Origin of the sequence: Curtobacterium poinsettiae, from assembly GCF_025677645.1 — a bacterium.
Taxonomy (GTDB): Bacteria; Actinomycetota; Actinomycetes; order Actinomycetales; family Microbacteriaceae; genus Curtobacterium; species Curtobacterium poinsettiae_A.
Map to the genome: position 1 here is coordinate 191,750 of NZ_CP106879.1, position 15,223 is coordinate 206,972.

The 15,223-nt window shown below is 70.5% G+C and carries 13 protein-coding genes; 3 read left to right on the top strand and 10 right to left on the bottom strand.

What is annotated here, in order from left to right; genetic code table 11:
- Window positions 1–37 precede the first annotated feature (37 nt).
- The 5 genes from OE229_RS00950 to OE229_RS00970 all read right to left on the bottom strand — a co-directional run bounded on the left by OE229_RS00950 (window position 38) and on the right by OE229_RS00970 (window position 4,974).
- Window positions 38–931, bottom strand: a complete 894-nt coding sequence (locus tag OE229_RS00950) for a carbohydrate ABC transporter permease (protein WP_410007328.1) — start codon at window positions 929–931, stop codon at window positions 38–40.
- Window positions 932–936: 5 nt separating this feature from the next.
- The gene (locus OE229_RS00955) at window positions 937–1,887 is read right to left on the bottom strand and encodes a carbohydrate ABC transporter permease (RefSeq protein ID WP_410007321.1); all 951 of its coding nucleotides are present in this window, start codon (window positions 1,885–1,887) and stop codon (window positions 937–939) included.
- Window positions 1,888–1,994: 107 nt separating this feature from the next.
- The gene (locus tag OE229_RS00960) at window positions 1,995–3,353 is read right to left on the bottom strand and encodes an extracellular solute-binding protein (RefSeq protein ID WP_262139314.1); all 1,359 of its coding nucleotides are present in this window, start codon (window positions 3,351–3,353) and stop codon (window positions 1,995–1,997) included.
- 214 nt (window positions 3,354–3,567) lie between these two features.
- Window positions 3,568–4,410, bottom strand: a complete 843-nt coding sequence (locus tag OE229_RS00965) for a PhzF family phenazine biosynthesis protein (RefSeq protein WP_262139315.1) — start codon at window positions 4,408–4,410, stop codon at window positions 3,568–3,570.
- Between the two features lie 9 nt (window positions 4,411–4,419).
- On the bottom strand, window positions 4,420–4,974 hold the full coding sequence (locus OE229_RS00970; protein WP_259579040.1) for a DUF805 domain-containing protein: 555 nt from the start codon (window positions 4,972–4,974) through the stop codon (window positions 4,420–4,422).
- Between the two features lie 138 nt (window positions 4,975–5,112).
- On the opposite strand from OE229_RS00970, the gene OE229_RS00975 reads away from it, so the two are divergent.
- Window positions 5,113–5,625: a hypothetical protein gene (locus tag OE229_RS00975; RefSeq protein ID WP_262139317.1), complete on the top strand. Its 513-nt coding sequence runs from the start codon at window positions 5,113–5,115 to the stop codon at window positions 5,623–5,625.
- Window positions 5,626–5,805: 180 nt separating this feature from the next.
- Here OE229_RS00975 and OE229_RS00980 read toward each other — a convergent pair whose 3' ends face one another.
- Together OE229_RS00980 and OE229_RS00985 are read right to left on the bottom strand one after the other, a co-directional pair.
- The gene (locus OE229_RS00980) at window positions 5,806–8,220 is read right to left on the bottom strand and encodes a lamin tail domain-containing protein (protein WP_262139319.1); all 2,415 of its coding nucleotides are present in this window, start codon (window positions 8,218–8,220) and stop codon (window positions 5,806–5,808) included.
- A 227-nt stretch (window positions 8,221–8,447) separates the two neighbouring features.
- Window positions 8,448–9,725: an ROK family transcriptional regulator gene (locus tag OE229_RS00985; protein ID WP_209135399.1), complete on the bottom strand. Its 1,278-nt coding sequence runs from the start codon at window positions 9,723–9,725 to the stop codon at window positions 8,448–8,450.
- Window positions 9,726–9,810: 85 nt separating this feature from the next.
- On the opposite strand from OE229_RS00985, the gene OE229_RS00990 reads away from it, so the two are divergent.
- Together OE229_RS00990 and OE229_RS00995 are read left to right on the top strand one after the other, a co-directional pair.
- Window positions 9,811–10,266 (top strand): GNAT family N-acetyltransferase, encoded by a 456-nt coding sequence (locus tag OE229_RS00990; RefSeq protein ID WP_027466669.1) that lies wholly within the window; start codon window positions 9,811–9,813, stop codon window positions 10,264–10,266.
- 29 nt (window positions 10,267–10,295) lie between these two features.
- Entirely contained in the window at window positions 10,296–10,637 is a 342-nt protein-coding gene (locus OE229_RS00995) for an MGMT family protein (protein ID WP_262139322.1), read from the top strand.
- Between the two features lie 22 nt (window positions 10,638–10,659).
- On the opposite strand, the gene OE229_RS01000 is transcribed toward OE229_RS00995, so the two are convergent.
- From OE229_RS01000 to OE229_RS01010, 3 genes are all read right to left on the bottom strand, one after another.
- Window positions 10,660–11,088 carry a DUF805 domain-containing protein gene (locus OE229_RS01000; protein ID WP_262139324.1) on the bottom strand — a complete coding sequence of 143 codons (429 nt, stop codon included), beginning with the start codon at window positions 11,086–11,088 and terminating at the stop codon, window positions 10,660–10,662.
- 37 nt (window positions 11,089–11,125) lie between these two features.
- The gene (locus tag OE229_RS01005; protein WP_259579246.1) at window positions 11,126–12,925 is read right to left on the bottom strand and encodes an ABC transporter ATP-binding protein; all 1,800 of its coding nucleotides are present in this window, start codon (window positions 12,923–12,925) and stop codon (window positions 11,126–11,128) included.
- Between the two features lie 101 nt (window positions 12,926–13,026).
- Window positions 13,027–14,838 (bottom strand): ABC transporter ATP-binding protein, encoded by a 1,812-nt coding sequence (locus tag OE229_RS01010; protein ID WP_262139326.1) that lies wholly within the window; start codon window positions 14,836–14,838, stop codon window positions 13,027–13,029.
- Window positions 14,839–15,223: the final 385 nt, after the last annotated feature.

Genomic DNA, 15,223 nt, shown 5'->3' on the forward strand with positions numbered 1-15,223 from the left:
CGCGAACACCGGTGTCTTGCGGGGGTGGGGGCCGGCGTCAGCCCTTGATGCCGCCGGCGAGGGCGTTGCCGCCGCCGAGGCCTCGGGACACGATCACGTAGAGGGCGATGACGGGCACGGAGTAGACGATCGAGAACGCGGCGAGCTGGCCGTACGCCACCGCCCCGTTCTGCCCGAAGAAGTTGAAGATGCTCACCGCGGCGGGCACCTTCTCGGGCGAGAGCAGCAGGACGAACGGGACGAAGAAGTTCCCCCACGCCTGGATGAACACGAAGATGAAGACGACCGCGATGCCCGGACGCATGAGCGGGATCACGATGCGGGTCAGGGTGGTGAGCATCGAGGCGCCGTCGGTCCACGCCGCCTCTTCGAGCGAGATCGGCACCGAGTCCATGAAGTTCTTCGCCATCCAGATCGCCATCGGCAGCGACGTGGCGGCGAGGAAGAAGATGCAGCCCCACACGTTGTCGATCAGGTTGAGCGACACGAACAGCGCGTAGACGGGCACCATCATCGCGGTGATCGGCAGACCGGTGCCGAACAGGATGCTGTACAGGAACGGCTTGTTGACGCGCATCTTGTACCGGGACAGCGGGTACGCGGCGAGCAGTGCGAACACCACGGTGACGACCGCGGTGCCGCCGGAGAGCAGCAGGCTGTTCGCGAGCGGGATGAACGACAGCTCGGGGGTGAGCACCTTCGCGAAGTTGTCGAGGGTGAACTGCGAGGGCAGCTTCACCGACAGCGACGCCTGGGTGTCGAACGAGGCGAGCACGAGCCAGAGCAGCGGCACCGCGAAGCACACCGCGATGACGAGCAGCACGACGTTCGACACCCACCGCATGATGCGGCCGCGCGGTGACGTCATGTGCATCGACCCCGGTGCGGTCACCGAGCGGGTGGTGGTCTGGTCGAGGGACGGGGCTGTCATGGCCATCAGTCCACCTCCGGCTTGAGGGCTCGGATGTAGATGATCGAGAAGATCGCCCCCACCACGAGCAGGATGGTCGCGATCGCCGTCCCGAAGCCGAGCTGCGAGAACTTGAACGCCTCCTGGTACGCCAGGATCGGCAAGGTCGACGAGTTCGTGCCCGGGCCGCCGCCGGTCATCACGAAGATCAGCGTGAAGACCGACAGGGTCTGCAGCGTCGTGAGCATGAGGTTCGTCGAGATGCTCCGGCGGATCACCGGGAGCGTGATGTAGACGAGCCGCTGCCAGCCGGTGGCTCCGTCGACCTCGGCGGACTCGGTGATCTCCTCGGGGACCTCCTGCACGGCGGCCGAGTAGACGAGCATCGAGAACGCGGTGCCGCGCCAGATGTTGGCCAGGATCACGGCGAGCATCGGGTACGTGTAGAGCCAGTTCGCGCCGGTGATCCCGATCGACGCGAGGAACGTGTTGAGCGTCCCCTCGTCGTTGAAGAACGCGTACGCCGCGAACGACGCCACGATCTCCGGCAGGACCCACGCGGCCACCACGAAGGTGCCGACGATCGCCCGGACCGCCTTGTTCGCCGAACGCATCAGCAGGGCCAGCCCGAGGCCGAGCACGTTCTGTCCCACCACGGCCGAGGCCAGCAGGAAGACGACGGTCAGGATGACGGACTTCGGGAAGTCCGGGTCCTGGAACAGCTCGACGTAGTTCTGGAACCCGACGAACTGCTGGTCGGCCGCGCTGGCACCGGTCAGTGCCGAGTTGGTGAACGACCCGTAGAACGACGAGATGACGGGGCCGAGCAGGAAGATGACGAGGAGGACCAGGGCGGGCAGGAGCGGGACCGCTCGTCCGACGTTCCGCAGTGGTCGCCGCTTGCGCGGCACGGGTGGATCGGTGCGCTTCGGCGCACCGGGCGCCGACAGCGTCGGCGCGAGGGGGGTGCTGGACACGATGGGTGCCTTCCGGGTGCGGAGGGGTTCCGAAGGTGGGGAGAGGCAGCCGGGAGGCGCGGTGCGGGACCGCCCCGCGCCTCCCGGCCGTCAGTGGGTGACGTCCGTCAACCAGCGGCGACGGTGTTCTCCTTGCCGACCACCTGGGTGACGGCCTCGTCGTAGGCGGCGGCCGCGTCCTTCGGCGACTGCTGACCGGTCATGACCGCTTCCATCGCGACCTGGATCGCGTTGGACACCTGCGAGTAGTCACTCGTCGTCGGGCGGAAGTTGGTGTTCTCCACCAGCCCCGAGAAGAACTTGAACGTCGGGTTCGCCGCCGTGTAGGCCGGGTCGTCCGCGACGTCCTTCCGGACCGCGATCTGGCTGTTCTCGGTGTCGTACTTCAGTGAGCCGTCCTTGTCGAGGAAGCTCGTGATGAAGTCGAACGCCGCCTGCGGGTTCTTCGACTTCGCGCCGACCGCCAGGGTCCAACCACCGGACATCGAGTTGTAGCCGGGAGCCTGCCCGTTCTGGGTCGGCATCGGTGCCTGCCCCATCACGTCGTTCCACTCGGGCCACGGCGCGGTGCCGGACTTCAGCCACGTGCCGGACTGCCACGATCCATCGAGGTCGATCGCGAGCTTGCCCTTCGGCAGCCACGTCTGGGCGATGGTCGTGCCGACGTTCGTGTCGAGCGCCTGCTGCGGTGTCGGGCCGAGGCCGCCCTGGTAGACGTCCTTCACGAACTTGAGCGAGTCCTCGAACTGCTTCGAGCCGGTGACCCACTTCTTGTCCTTGTACAGGGTGTTGCCGGGGCCGTCGGCACCGTACAGGAGCATCTCGAAGCCCTGCATGGTCGAGGCCTCGCCCTGCGCCTTGCCCGAGTAGATGTTGAACGGGATGACGTCGGGCTGCTCGTCCTTGATGGTCTTCGCCGCCGCGAGCACGTCGTCCCACGTCTTCGGCTTCCACGGGACGTCGAGCCCGGCCTTCTTGAAGATGTCCTTGTTGTACCAGAGGGCTCGGGTGTCGGTGCCCATCGGGACGCCGTAGATCTTGCCGTCGTCACCCTGCCCGGCCTGCTTGGCGTTGTCGAAGAACTGGTCCCACTCGTCCCACTTGTCCGTGTACTCGTCGAGTGGCAGCAGGTAGCCCGCCTCGGCATCGGCCTTGACGAGGAACGTGTCCTCGTACATGACGTCCGGGGCGGTGGCCGGCGCCTTGTTCATGAGCGCGAGCTTCGTGTAGTAGTCGTTGCCCTGCGCCTGGATGGGCACGAGGGTGACCTTCTTGCCGGGGTTGTCCTTCTCGTACTGCTTCTTGACGACCTTCATCTGGGCGTCGAGCTGCTGGAAGGCGCCGAACTTCTGGTACGCGATCTTGATCGTGTCGCTCGAGGCGGACCCCGAGCTCGAGCAGCCAGCCAGACCGACCGCGGCAACGGCCACAGCTGCGAGTCCGGCGATGATGCGGGTGCGTTTCATCGGTGCTCCTTTGCACGGGTGATGTCCGCGGGCACCATCGCCCGCGCGCAGGATTAGTCCACCGTATTGACTTAACCGTGTCAAGGAGTTTCTGGAGGAGGCCGCCGGGCGGATTCGGGCGTACCGAGTGGAATCGGGCGTACCGGGTCGGAAGTTTCGACCAGGTACGCCCGATCCCGCTTCCCATCGCGCGCGTTCTGGGAAGGAACGTCCGTCAGGAGATCGGGGTCGCGCTCCCCGTCACCGTGATCCCGCCGGCCTCGGGCACGTCCACGAGCAGCAGACTCGGACGCCCGACGTGCCGCCCCTGCCGGATCGTGATGCGGTCACCCGGCTGCGCTGCCCCGATCCGCCGCAGGTACGCCCCGGTGGACGCCGCAGCCGACCCGGTCGCCGGGTCCTCGGTGATGCGCCCGGCGGGGAACAGGTTGCGCGCCTCGTACTCCCGGTCGCCGGTGCGGTGCAGCACCGTGACGGTCCCCGCCCAGCCCGCCTCGCGCTTCAGCTCGGCGAGGGGGTCCGGCGCGAACCGGAACTGGTGGAACAGCTCGCGGTCGTGCAGCACGAGGACCGGGTGCCAGTTGCCGGCGAAGGACTCCAGCACGGGGAACCCCGGAGCGATGTCGGCTGCCTCGAGTCCGAGCAGGTCGAACAGCCGCGCCAGCAGGGCCGGGTCGAGGTCCCGCGTCGCCGGCTCGACGCTCGTCATCGCGACCTGCACCGCGCCGTCCGCACCGACGGTCGCGTCGTGGGCGACTTCGCCGGCCAGGGTCGTGAACACCCGGCGGCCCGCTCCTTCCCGCTCGGCCAACGCGACGGCCAGTGCGACGGTGGCGTGCCCGCAGAACGGGACCTCGGCGCTCGGCGAGAAGTAGCGGACCCGCGGCCCGGTCGACGTGGCGCCCACGACGAAGGCGGTCTCGGGGTACCCGACCTGTCGGGCGATCGCGAGCATCTGGTCGTCGGACAGCCCGGCCGCGTCGAGCACGAGCCCGGCGGGGTTGCCTCCGCCCGGCTCGGCGGCGAAGGCGGTGTACCGGAGGATCTCGTGCTGCATGCCCCGACGCTACTGCGGCGTCACGCCGGGGTGCGCGGGCCGATCACCGACGGGTGGCCCGGACTGCTGCCGTCCCGCGGGTGGCTCCGAGGGCAGCGCGAGGAACACGGCGAGCGCGATGCCGCCGGCGGGCACGAGGTACAGCAGGACCCACCAACCGGATCGGTTCGTGTCGTGGAGCCGCCGCACCGCGATGGCGATCCAGGGCAGCAACGCCGCGAGCCCGACGACCACGAAGACCCCCAGTGCGACCTTGGCGAAGACCGGCATCGACGTGAGCAGGAACCACCACACCGGGAACGGGTTGAAGGACTGCATCGCCTGGTCGAGGACACGAGCCTCGTCCGGGCTCGGCATGGTCGGCGGCGTCATGAAGAGCCCGACGCCGTACACGATGTTGATCGCAGCGGAGATGATCGCCCACCACAGCGCCCACCACCAGAACTCGGCACGAGCGGCACGGCCCCGGAAGACCAGGTACCCGCGCCAGAACCGCGAGAACGAGGCGGCGAAGGTGGCCTGGTGCCAGGGGACCCCGACGGGTGGCTGCTGCGTCTGGTGCACCGAACCTGTTTACCGGGGCGACCTTGGCACTCCTGAGCACACCTCGGCGGGCCCGACGTGGCGGGTGGGGGTAACCCCCGACCACTTCCGGGTGCGCACGTGATGTTTGAGCGCCGCGTCCGTCGCGAGACTGGATCCATGAGCACCGACACGCGCCCCACCACCGCCCGCCGCACCCTCCGGATCGCCCTCGCCTCCACCGCCGCGGTGTCCGCCCTGCTGCTGACCGCCGGCTGCAGCGCGATGCAGGACATCGTGCCGAACAAGACCCCGCAGAAGCACTTCGACGCGTACTCCGACGCTCCGCGCTCCGGGGAGTCCGAGGACCTGGCGTTCTTCATGCCGAAGTGGGTGCCGGAGGACGCGGAGGACATCGACGTGCGCCTCCACGTCTCGCAGCCCGGGTACGTCATCGGGTTCGCGTCGAAGGACGGCGTCGACGTGGACGACTGCACCCCGGTCGACGAGTCGTACGGCGGCACGGCGATGACCGCCGACTTCCTGCCCGAGGAGCTCCCGACGAAGGGCCTGGTCACCTGCGGCGACGGTCGCGCGGTCACCGAGATCGACGGCCGCTGGTACGGCTGGACCACGAAGGACGCCATCCCCGGTCAGGACGACACCCAGACCATGCACGGCACCGAGCACTGAACGGTCACCGAGCACTGGACGCACAAGCGCACCGGCCTGGAGGCGCGGGGCGGCCCCGCACCGCGCCTCCCGTCCGCCCCTGGGCCCAGCCCACTGCACCCGGTGAGCAGAAGACGTCGGGTCCGCACCGCGAACCCGACGTTTTCTGCACACTCGTCGCCCCGACGCGCGACGTGGGGACTACTCCACAGCCGCAGCCTTCCGTCGGCGACGCACGACCAGCACACCCGCACCCGCCCCGAGCAACAGGAACGCCACCAACACACCAGCACCCATCCCCGCAGCACCCGTGAACGCGAGCTGCCCATCCACGGTGATCGCGATCGGGGTCCACCCGATCAGACTCCCGTCCGCAGCCGTCACCGCCAACCGGTGCACACCAGCCGCCGTGTCCGCCGGGATCGTCACCCGAACCGTCCCATCAGCAGCCACCACCGCGGTGCCGATCAGCGTCGGCTCCGAGAACAACCACACGTTGACCGTGTCACCGGCAGACGCCGTCCCCACCGTCACCGTGATCGTCTCCCCCGCACGCGCCGTCGCCGGAGCCGACACCCCACCACGACTCGCCTCCGTCAACAGCGACCCCGACGGCGCCACCGGAACGACCGGGGCAGCCGAGGGACCCGCGGTCGGGCCCGCGGTGGGCGTCCCACCCGGGGTCGGCGTCGGCGTCGTGCCACCGTCGCCCGGGGTCGGGGTCGGGGTCGGGGTCGGCGTCGGCGTGGGCTCCGTGCCCGGGTCGGTGTCGCCGCCCTCGCACGGGTACGTCCCCGTGCGGAGCGAGAACCCGTCCGTGTCGTTGTCGTCCGCGTAGAAGGTCGCGCGCTCCCCGTCGGTGCAGACGCCCGAGATCGCGAAGCCCTCGTTGGCGAGCGTGCGGTCGGCGGCCGAGGGTGCCTCGTACAGCGTCGAGGGGGCGAAGGCCCCGTCGGTCACCTCGTACAGCGCGGTTCGACCCGAGCAGACCTCGTCGCAGACCACCCAGAGCGCGTCGAGCGTCGGGTCGAACTGCACGTCGGCGACGACGGCGAGCGAGGTCGCGATCGTGGCGACCCGCGCCGAGGACCCGTCGTCCATCAGGGCGTAGGCGTACACGCTCGCGGTGCCCTCGACCCCGACGAAGAACAGCCCCTCGCCGTGTCCGGCGTAGGTCGACGGTGCGTAGGCGGCGCCGGTGCGCTCGTCGACGAAGCCGTGCGCGGTGAGCCAGGTGTCCGGGATCCAGGTGATGCCCTCGAGCCCGGCGTTCGCGCCGAGCCCGGGGAAGTCCGCGGCGAGGTTCCACTCGTCGGCGGCCCGCAGGGTGCCCTCGGAGCCGTCGGTCGTGGCGTAGCGCAGGACCGACGGGCGGCTCGTGCTCGACACGTCGTTGTTCCGCTCGGTCGAGACGTAGACGGCACCGGGGTCGTCGCTCGTGACCGTCACGCCCTCGGCGTCCGGGGTGCCCGTGCCGTCGGCGTAGCGCAGGTCGGTACCCGCGGCGTTCGACGGCGTCCAGCCGCCCGCACCGTCCGAGGTCAGGTGGTAGAGCAGGCCGTCGCCGTTCTGCACGGCCCAGAGCTGCCCGTCCCGCGAGGCCGTCGAGGTCGTCCAGTCGAGGCCGCTCAGGTCACCGGTGAAGGTGTCCTCGTCGTCGAGCACGGTCTCGTCCGGGCCGCCGGGCCAGGCCTCGGCGGTGACGACGCCGGCGAACCGGTTCGCCGCGCCCTTCGTGGGCGCTGCCGTCTCGGCGAAGTCGCCGGTGCCGTCGGGGTTGCGGCCGGAGGTGGTGGCGGCGTGCGCCGTCCACGAGGTCGAGTCGACGAGCGCACCGCGCGCGTCGAAGAGCCGCGCGGAGTCCGCCTTGCCGAGTCCGAAACCGAACGCCGCCTCGTCGAGGACGGTGAAGCCCCCGGCCGCGACGGTCGTGCCCGCGGGGATCGTGTACGCGTGGTCGTCCTCGCTGTCGCGCAGCACGTACCCGCCCAGGTCGACTGCAGTGCTGCCGGTGTTGGTCAACTCCACCCAGTCGCCGGGAGTGCCGTCCTGCGACTCGACCTCGTTGATCCGCACGGGCGAGGAGCAGTCGTTCGCGGCGCCCTTGGTCGAGGCCGTGGTGTCCACGAGCGGCCCGACGCCGTCGGCGCAGCGGCCGTAGGTGACGCCCGCGTGGGTCGTCCAGGCGTACCGGAGCACCAGGTCGCCGGCGGGATCGTAGAGGCGCGCGGTGTCCGCACCGCCGAGCCCGAAGTCGAAGCCGGGCGCGGTCGCGGACAGCTGGTCGACGACGAAGTACCCGCCGGCGGCGATCGTCGAGCCGCTGGGCAGCACGGAGGCGTCGTGCGAGCCGTCGGAGTCGAGGAACGCGTACCCGGTCAGATCGATCGCGGTGCCCGAGGTGTTCTTGAGCTCCACCCAGTCGGTGTCGTCGCCGTTCGACTCGACCTCGTTGACGACGAGGCCGTTCGCCGCGACGGCGCCGACGGCCGGGTCGTCGTCCCCGACGGCTGCGAGGGCCGGGCTGGCGGTGACGACACCGGCGGCGACGACCAGGGCGGTCGCGACGAACGCGCCGATCCGCATCGTGGGTGGGCGCAGGGCAGGAACACGCATGCGGGGTCCTTCTCGGGGGAGGGAGCGGGCGGAGACCTGCACGACTGTTCAGCATCCACGCGACCGGCCGGTGGCCGCGGGGTGAACGCGCGGTGTCCCGGGTCGGGACCGGCGCCCTGGACCCGCGGCGTGCGGACGGGAGGCGCGGGGCGGGCCCGCACCGCGCCTCCCGTCCGCCGTGCGGTCGCGCCCACCGCGCATGGTGCGCAGGAGGTGAGCCCGGGCCCTCAGCGCCGGATCAGCAGGGTGCTGGCCCGCGGCGAGAGCGCGGCGTCGAGCACCAGGCAGGCGGCACCCACGGCGGCGACGTCGGCCCCGCGGTCGCTCTCCACCACCTGCACGGCGTGCTTCGGCACGAGCAACGGCGACCCGACGATGGCGGTCCGCGCAGCCGGCAGGGCAGCACTCGCGATGCGCGACCAGAACGGGCCGCCGAACACCACGCGGTCGATGTCGAGCAGGTTCACGATGAGGACGACGGCGTTGCCCATGACGGTGCCGGCATCGGCCGCGAGCGTGACGGCGGTGTCGTCCCCGTCCGCGATCGCTGCGGCGAGCTCGTCCCACGCGGCGTTCACAGCGTCGACATCGGCGGCATCGGCGTCTGCGTCAGCCTCGGCGACCGCGGCGCCGCCCGACAGAGCGAGCCCCCGTGACCGGGCGATCCGCACCAGCCGGTCCGGCGCGACGGCCGCACCGACCTCGCCGCGGGTGCCCGAGCCGTCCGGCGTGCCCGCGAGTGACCCCTGGTCGACCATGATGTGCCCGGCGTCACCCGCGTTCGACCCCACCCCGCGCAGGGGTTCGTGGTCGACGACGAGCCCGACGCCGAAGCCGGTGCCGAAGTACACGAACGCGAAGTTCCGGGCCGAGGACTCCCCCGCCAGGAACATCTCGCCCACCGCGGCGGCCGTGACGTCCTTCTCGAGCAGGACCGGGTAGCCGGTGGCCTCGGCGAGCGCGTCGCGCAGCGGCACGTCCCGCCACCGGGGTAGGAACGGCGGGTCGACCACGATGCCGGCCTCGACGTCGATGGGTCCGGGGCTCGCGATCCCGACGCCGAGCACGCTGTCGACGGCCACCCCGGCGTCGGCGACGAGCCCGTCGACGGCCGAGGCGATGGTGCGCACCACCTCGGACGGGTCGTCGGCCGTGGGGGTCGAGGTCGTGGACGCGGCGACGACGGTGCCGGCGAGGTCGAGCAGCACGTAGGTGACGACGGCCGGGTCGACGTGCACGCCGACCGCGTACCGGCTGCCCGGTTCGAGCCGCAGGATGGTGCGGGGCTTGCCGCGGCCGGACACGACGGTGCCGGACTCGACGATCATGCCGGCCTCGATCAGGAACCGGGTGACGTTCGACACGGTCTGCGCGCTCAGTCCGGTGCGTGCTGCGAGTTCGACGCGACTCAGACCGTCGGGTGAGCGGCGGACGGCGTCCAGGACCACGGTGCGGTTGAAGCCGCCGATCGACGGGAGGTTCGCTCCGCGTCGATGCTCTGCCATGCCGCGACCATACCGCGGCAACGGTGCGGTCTCGGTCTGCCGTCGTCACTGGCTTCCGCAGGGTCAGCACCGTTACCCTGGCCGCATGTCCGACCTGCGCCTGGAAGAACTCTCCGCGAAGACCGCCGCCGCGGCGAACTCCCTGACGCTCAAGCCGGGCCAGGAACAGTTCGTGCAGCCGACCACCTACGGGGTCGCCGAGTCCGACGTCAAGCCGAGCTCCGCGTGGACCCGTGTCGTCCTCGACGACGACGAGGTCCTCGGCCTGATCATCGGTTCCTTCGACGCCGACAACGCGCAGGAAGAGCTGCGCAGCTGCATCTGGCGCGTCAACGTGGCGGCGAGCGCACAGGGCCGGGGCGTCGGTCGCTTCGCCGTGCACGGCCTGGCGGACGAGGCACGCAGCCGTGGGTTCGAGCGGCTGACGGTCGTGTACGAGCCGGGCGGAGACGACAGCCCCGAGGCGTTCTTCCGTGCCGTGGGCTTCGAGGTCGTGCGTGAGACCCAGTACGGCGACCACTTCGCGGTCCTGACGCTCTAGCGCGCTCCGACGACGTGGCGTCCGACGACGTGCCTTCCGACGATGCCGCCGTCGTCGACTTCGGCGCCGCCGTCGCCGAGGTCGTGCGGATGATCCCGCCGGGTCACGTCATGACGTACGGCGACGTCGCCGCCACCCTCGGGTCGCGGGCGTCACGCGCCGTCGGCAAGGTGATGGCGCACGAGGGCGCCGAGCTGCCGTGGTGGCGCGTGGTGCGCGCGGGTGGGCACCCGCCGCTCCACCACGAGGCCCGGGCACTCGAGCACTACCGCGCCGAGGGGACGCCGCTCGTGCACGGGCCGACGGCCTGGAGGCTCGACATGCGTCGTGCGCGCTGGTCACCGGCAACCGACGCGGACGACCCGTTCTGATCCCGGTGCGCGCGGCTCGGCCTCAGCGGTCGAAGCGCGCACCCTTCGGGTTCGCGGGCAGCAGGCACAGCACGGACACGATGAGCGAGCCGAGGCCCGGCAGCACGTGCAGGAACTGCCAGAAGCCGGACAGGTTCGCGTCGTGCAGCCGTCGGGCGCCGAGGGCGAGCGAGCCGATGAGCGTCGCGAGCACCCACAGCATGAACAGGTACGAGCCGACGGGGTTCTCGAGCACCGGGGCGTCCGGCGTGAACACCTGCGGCACGAGCTGCAGCACGAGCCCGATCGCGAACGACGTCAGCCACCACCACCAGAACTCGGCGCGCGACGCCCGTCCGGTGAACACGGTGTACTTCCGCCAGAACCGTCGGACGGCCTCGGTGAAGGGGGCACCGTAGAAGGGGTCGTGCAGGGCGACGCCGCCGGGCTGCACCACGCTGTCGTTGCTCATGGAGCAAGCCAACCACGTGGTGCAGCCCGACCCGGGCCTAGACGAGCGAGTCGCGCCAGGCCGCGTGCAGCTGGGCGAACCGTCCGGTACCGGCGATGAGGTCGGCGGGGGTGCCGTCCTCGACGATCCGGCCGTGTTCCATCACGAGCACCCGGTGGGCGATCGCGACGGTGGACAGCCGGTGCGCGATGATCACCGCGGTGCGGTCGGCGAGCAGGGTCTCCAGGCCCTCCTGCACGAGCCGCTCCGAGGGGATGTCGAGCGACGCCGTCGCCTCGTCGAGGATGAGCACCTTCGGGTCGGCGATGAACGCACGCGCGAACGAGAGCAGCTGCCGCTGCCCAGCCGACACCCGACCGCCGCGCTTGTTCACGTCGGTGTCGTACCCGTCGGGCAGCGCCATGATGAACTCGTGCGCGCCCACGGCCTTGGCCGACGCCTCGATCTCCTCACGGGACGCACCGGGCTTGCCGAGCGCGATGTTGTCCGCGACGGTGCCGGAGAACAGGTACGCCTCCTGCGTGACCATGACGATCGCGCGGCGCATGTCCTTCGTGTCGAGGTCGCGCAGGTCCACACCGTCGAGCTTCACCGAGCCCTGGGTCGGGTCGTAGAAGCGCGCCATGAGCTTGGCGAGCGTCGACTTGCCGGCTCCGGTGGACCCGACGAGCGCGATGGTCTGCCCCGCCGGGATGTGCAGGTCGAACTCCGGCAGCACGACCTTGCCCTCGTTGTAGGCGAAGACGACGTCGTCGAAGTCCATCTTCCCGGTGGCGTCCGCCAGGCGGGTGGGCTTCACGGGGTCCGGCACGCTCGGCCGTTCCTCGAGGACACCCGAGATCTTCTCCATCGCCGCCGAGGCCGACTGGTACCCGTTGTAGAACATCGCGAGTTCCTGCGCCGGGTCGAAGAAGCGCTTGGCGTACAGCGCGACCGCGAGCAGCGCACCGACCTCGAGCGTCCCACCGACGATCCGGAACCCTCCGACGATGACGACCGCGGCGAGCGTGGCGTTGCCGATGAGCACGAGCACCGGGTCGAAGGTGCCGAACAGGTTGAACACCTTCGTGTTCGCCACCCGGTAGTCCTCGACGAAGCCGCCGTACTCGTCACGGTTGCGGGACTCCTTGCGGAACGCCTGCACCGCGCGGATGCCCGTCATCGTCTCGACGAAGTGCACGATCACGCGCGCCGAGGTGACACGGGTGGCGCGGAACAGCGTCTGCGAGTTCGTCTGGAACCAGCGGATCAGGAACCAGAGCGGCACGAGCGACACCGCGAGCACGAGCCCGGACGTCGGGTCGAGCAGCACCAGGGCCACGGCGGTGAACGCCATGTACAGCACACCCTGGATGAGCTGGTTCAGCCCGGAGTCGAGCAGCTCGCGGATCGAGTCGAGGTCACTCGTCTGGCGCGAGATGATCCGGCCCGACGTGTAGGTCTCGTGGAACTCGAGCGAGAGCCGCTGCGTGTGCAGGAACACCCGCTTGCGCAGGTCGAACAGGATCGCCTGGCTGATCCGTGCCGCGAGCACCGTGTACCACGCCGTGAGCACCGCGCCGAGGACGGCCACGACGATGTACGTCGCGACGACGCCGAACGCCGGCACCCAGTCGTTCTGGTCCATCACCGCGGGCAGGGCGTTGTCGATGCCCCACGCGATGAGCGCCGGACCCGCGACGGTGCCGGCGGTCGAGACCACGACCACGATGCCGAGCAGCACGAGCCGGAGCTTGAGCGGTGCGGCGAGGGACCCGAGCAGGGCGAGGGACCGGCGCCGCAGGCGCTTGCTCTCGGCCTTCGTGAAGTCCTCACGCTCCTCGCCGCGCACGCCCATGGTGGTGATCGAGGCGGTGACGGGCGCGGCAGACTGCTCGTCCGGAGCTTCCTGCGGGACGGACGCCGTTCCTCCCGGCAGGTTCTGGTCGGTCTGCTGGCTCATGCCATCGCCTCCTGTCGTGCGGTCGCGTCGTCGTCGTCGTCGAGCGACGAGATGACGTAGCGGTAGTGCTCGTTGGTGGCCATCAGGTCGTGGTGGGTCCCGACGGCCGTGATGACGCCGTTCTCCATCAGGGCGACCCGATCGGCCAGCGTCACCGTCGACGGACGGTGCGCCACGATGAGCGACGTGGTGTCGGCGAGCACGCGCCGCAGGCCCGCCTCGACCCGTGCCTCGGTGTCGACGTCGAGCGCCGACAGCGGGTCGTCGAGCACGAGCACCGACGGCCGCGCGGCGATCGCGCGGGCGAGTGCCAGGCGCTGGCGCTGGCCGCCGGACAGCGACAGCCCCTCTTCACCGACCCGGGTGTCGACGCCGTCGGGCAGGTCGTCCACGAAGGACGCCTGCGCGATGTCGAGCGCCTCGCGCATGAGCGCCTCGGCCTCGGCACCCTGCACGTCCGGTCGACCGAGCAGCACGTTCTCACGCACCGTCGACGAGAACAGGGTGGCGTCCTCGAAGGCGACGCCGACGTGCCGGCGCAGCTCTTCGCGGGTGAGGTCGCGGATGTCGACCCCGTCGATCGTCACCGACCCGCCGGTCACGTCGTACAGACGCGGCACGAGCGAGAGCAGCGTCGTCTTGCCGCAGCCGGTGAGCCCGACGAGCGCCATGGTCTCGCCCGGCTGCAGCTGCAGTTCGACGCCGTTGATCAGGTCCGGGTACTGCGGTGCGGAGTCCTGGTACCGGAAGTGCACGCCGTTGAACGACAGCGCACCGTGCGGCTCCGCGATCGTCTTCGCGTGCTCCGGGTCCGTGATGGTGTTCTCGGAGTCCATGACCTCGAAGAACCGGTCGACCGCCGTGCGGGTGTCGAACGTCATCGAGAGCAGGAAGCCGATCGACTCGATCGGGAACCGCAGCACCGTCGCCGTCGCGAAGAACGCGAACAGCTGGCCGACGCTGAGCTGCCCCTGCGACGCCAGCCAGATGCCGGCGAGCAGGCACAGCGCGAACGCGACGTCCGGCACGAGCAGCAGCCACAGCCAGATGCCCGCGATGGCCTTCGCCTTCTTGATCTCGGTGCCGCGCAGGGCCTCGGCCTGCTCGCTGAACTCCTCGAGCTTCGCGCCGCCGCGACCGAACGCCTTGAGCACGCGGATGCCGTGCACCGACTGCTCGACGCTCGTGGCGAGGTCACCGACCTGGTCCTGGCTGCGGCGCGCGACGGCGGAGTACCGGCGCTCGAACAGCAGGCCGTTGATCCACAGCGGGATCGACGCGATCAGGAAGATCAGCCCGAGGATCCACCCGAAGGTGAACAGCACGACGAAGCCGACGACGATCGTCACGATGTTCACGACGAGCAGGACGACGCCGAAGGCCAACCAGCGCCGGATCAGCGACAGGTCCGACACGGAACGGGAGAGCAGCTGCCCGGACTCCCAGCGGTCGTGGAACGCGACCGGCAGGTCCTGCAGCTTCGCGTAGAGCGCGTTGCGCATGCTCGTCTCGATACGGGTCGAGGGGCGCATCACCAGCCTGCGGCGTGAGGCGATGAAGAACGCCTCGAGCGCACCGAGGGCGAGCACCCCGAGCCCGGCGGGCCAGATCTGTGCCGAGTCGCGCGACGACAGCGGACCGTCGACGAGCCACTGCAGCACGTAGGGGATTGCGAGCGCCACCAGGGAGGCTCCCATCGCTGCGGCCATGCCGCCGATGAGGCGCCACTGGTAGGGCTTCACGTAGGGGTGGATCCGCGCGATCGCGCGGAAGGTGGACGGGCGCGCCGTGGTGGGCGACTTGGACATTCGTTGCGTCCTCATGCGTCTGCCGGGTCCCCGGGTCGCGCTGCGCGGTGCGTGCTCGCTGCTGCTGCTTGCGTGCTGCTTGCTGCTTGCTGCTTGCTCGCGTCGCGCGGCTTCGGCCTGGAGGCTCGGTGTGGCGTTGCGTGGTGATCATCGGCCGGGCGCGTGGTCGCGTCTCCGCCGTCACTCGCGTGACGTCGGTCGGGCCGGAGGCACCGAGGGACAGTCGTCCCCCGGGTTCAGGCGGGTGGTTCGCGGACGCCGGTGGTGCTGCGTCGCGGGGCCGTGGGAACGGCCCGACTAGACGGCGGCCGCGGCACGGGGCCGCGGTGCGATCAGGGATCGCCGTGCGGGAGTGGTCCCCACGACGGACACGAGACCTGCACGG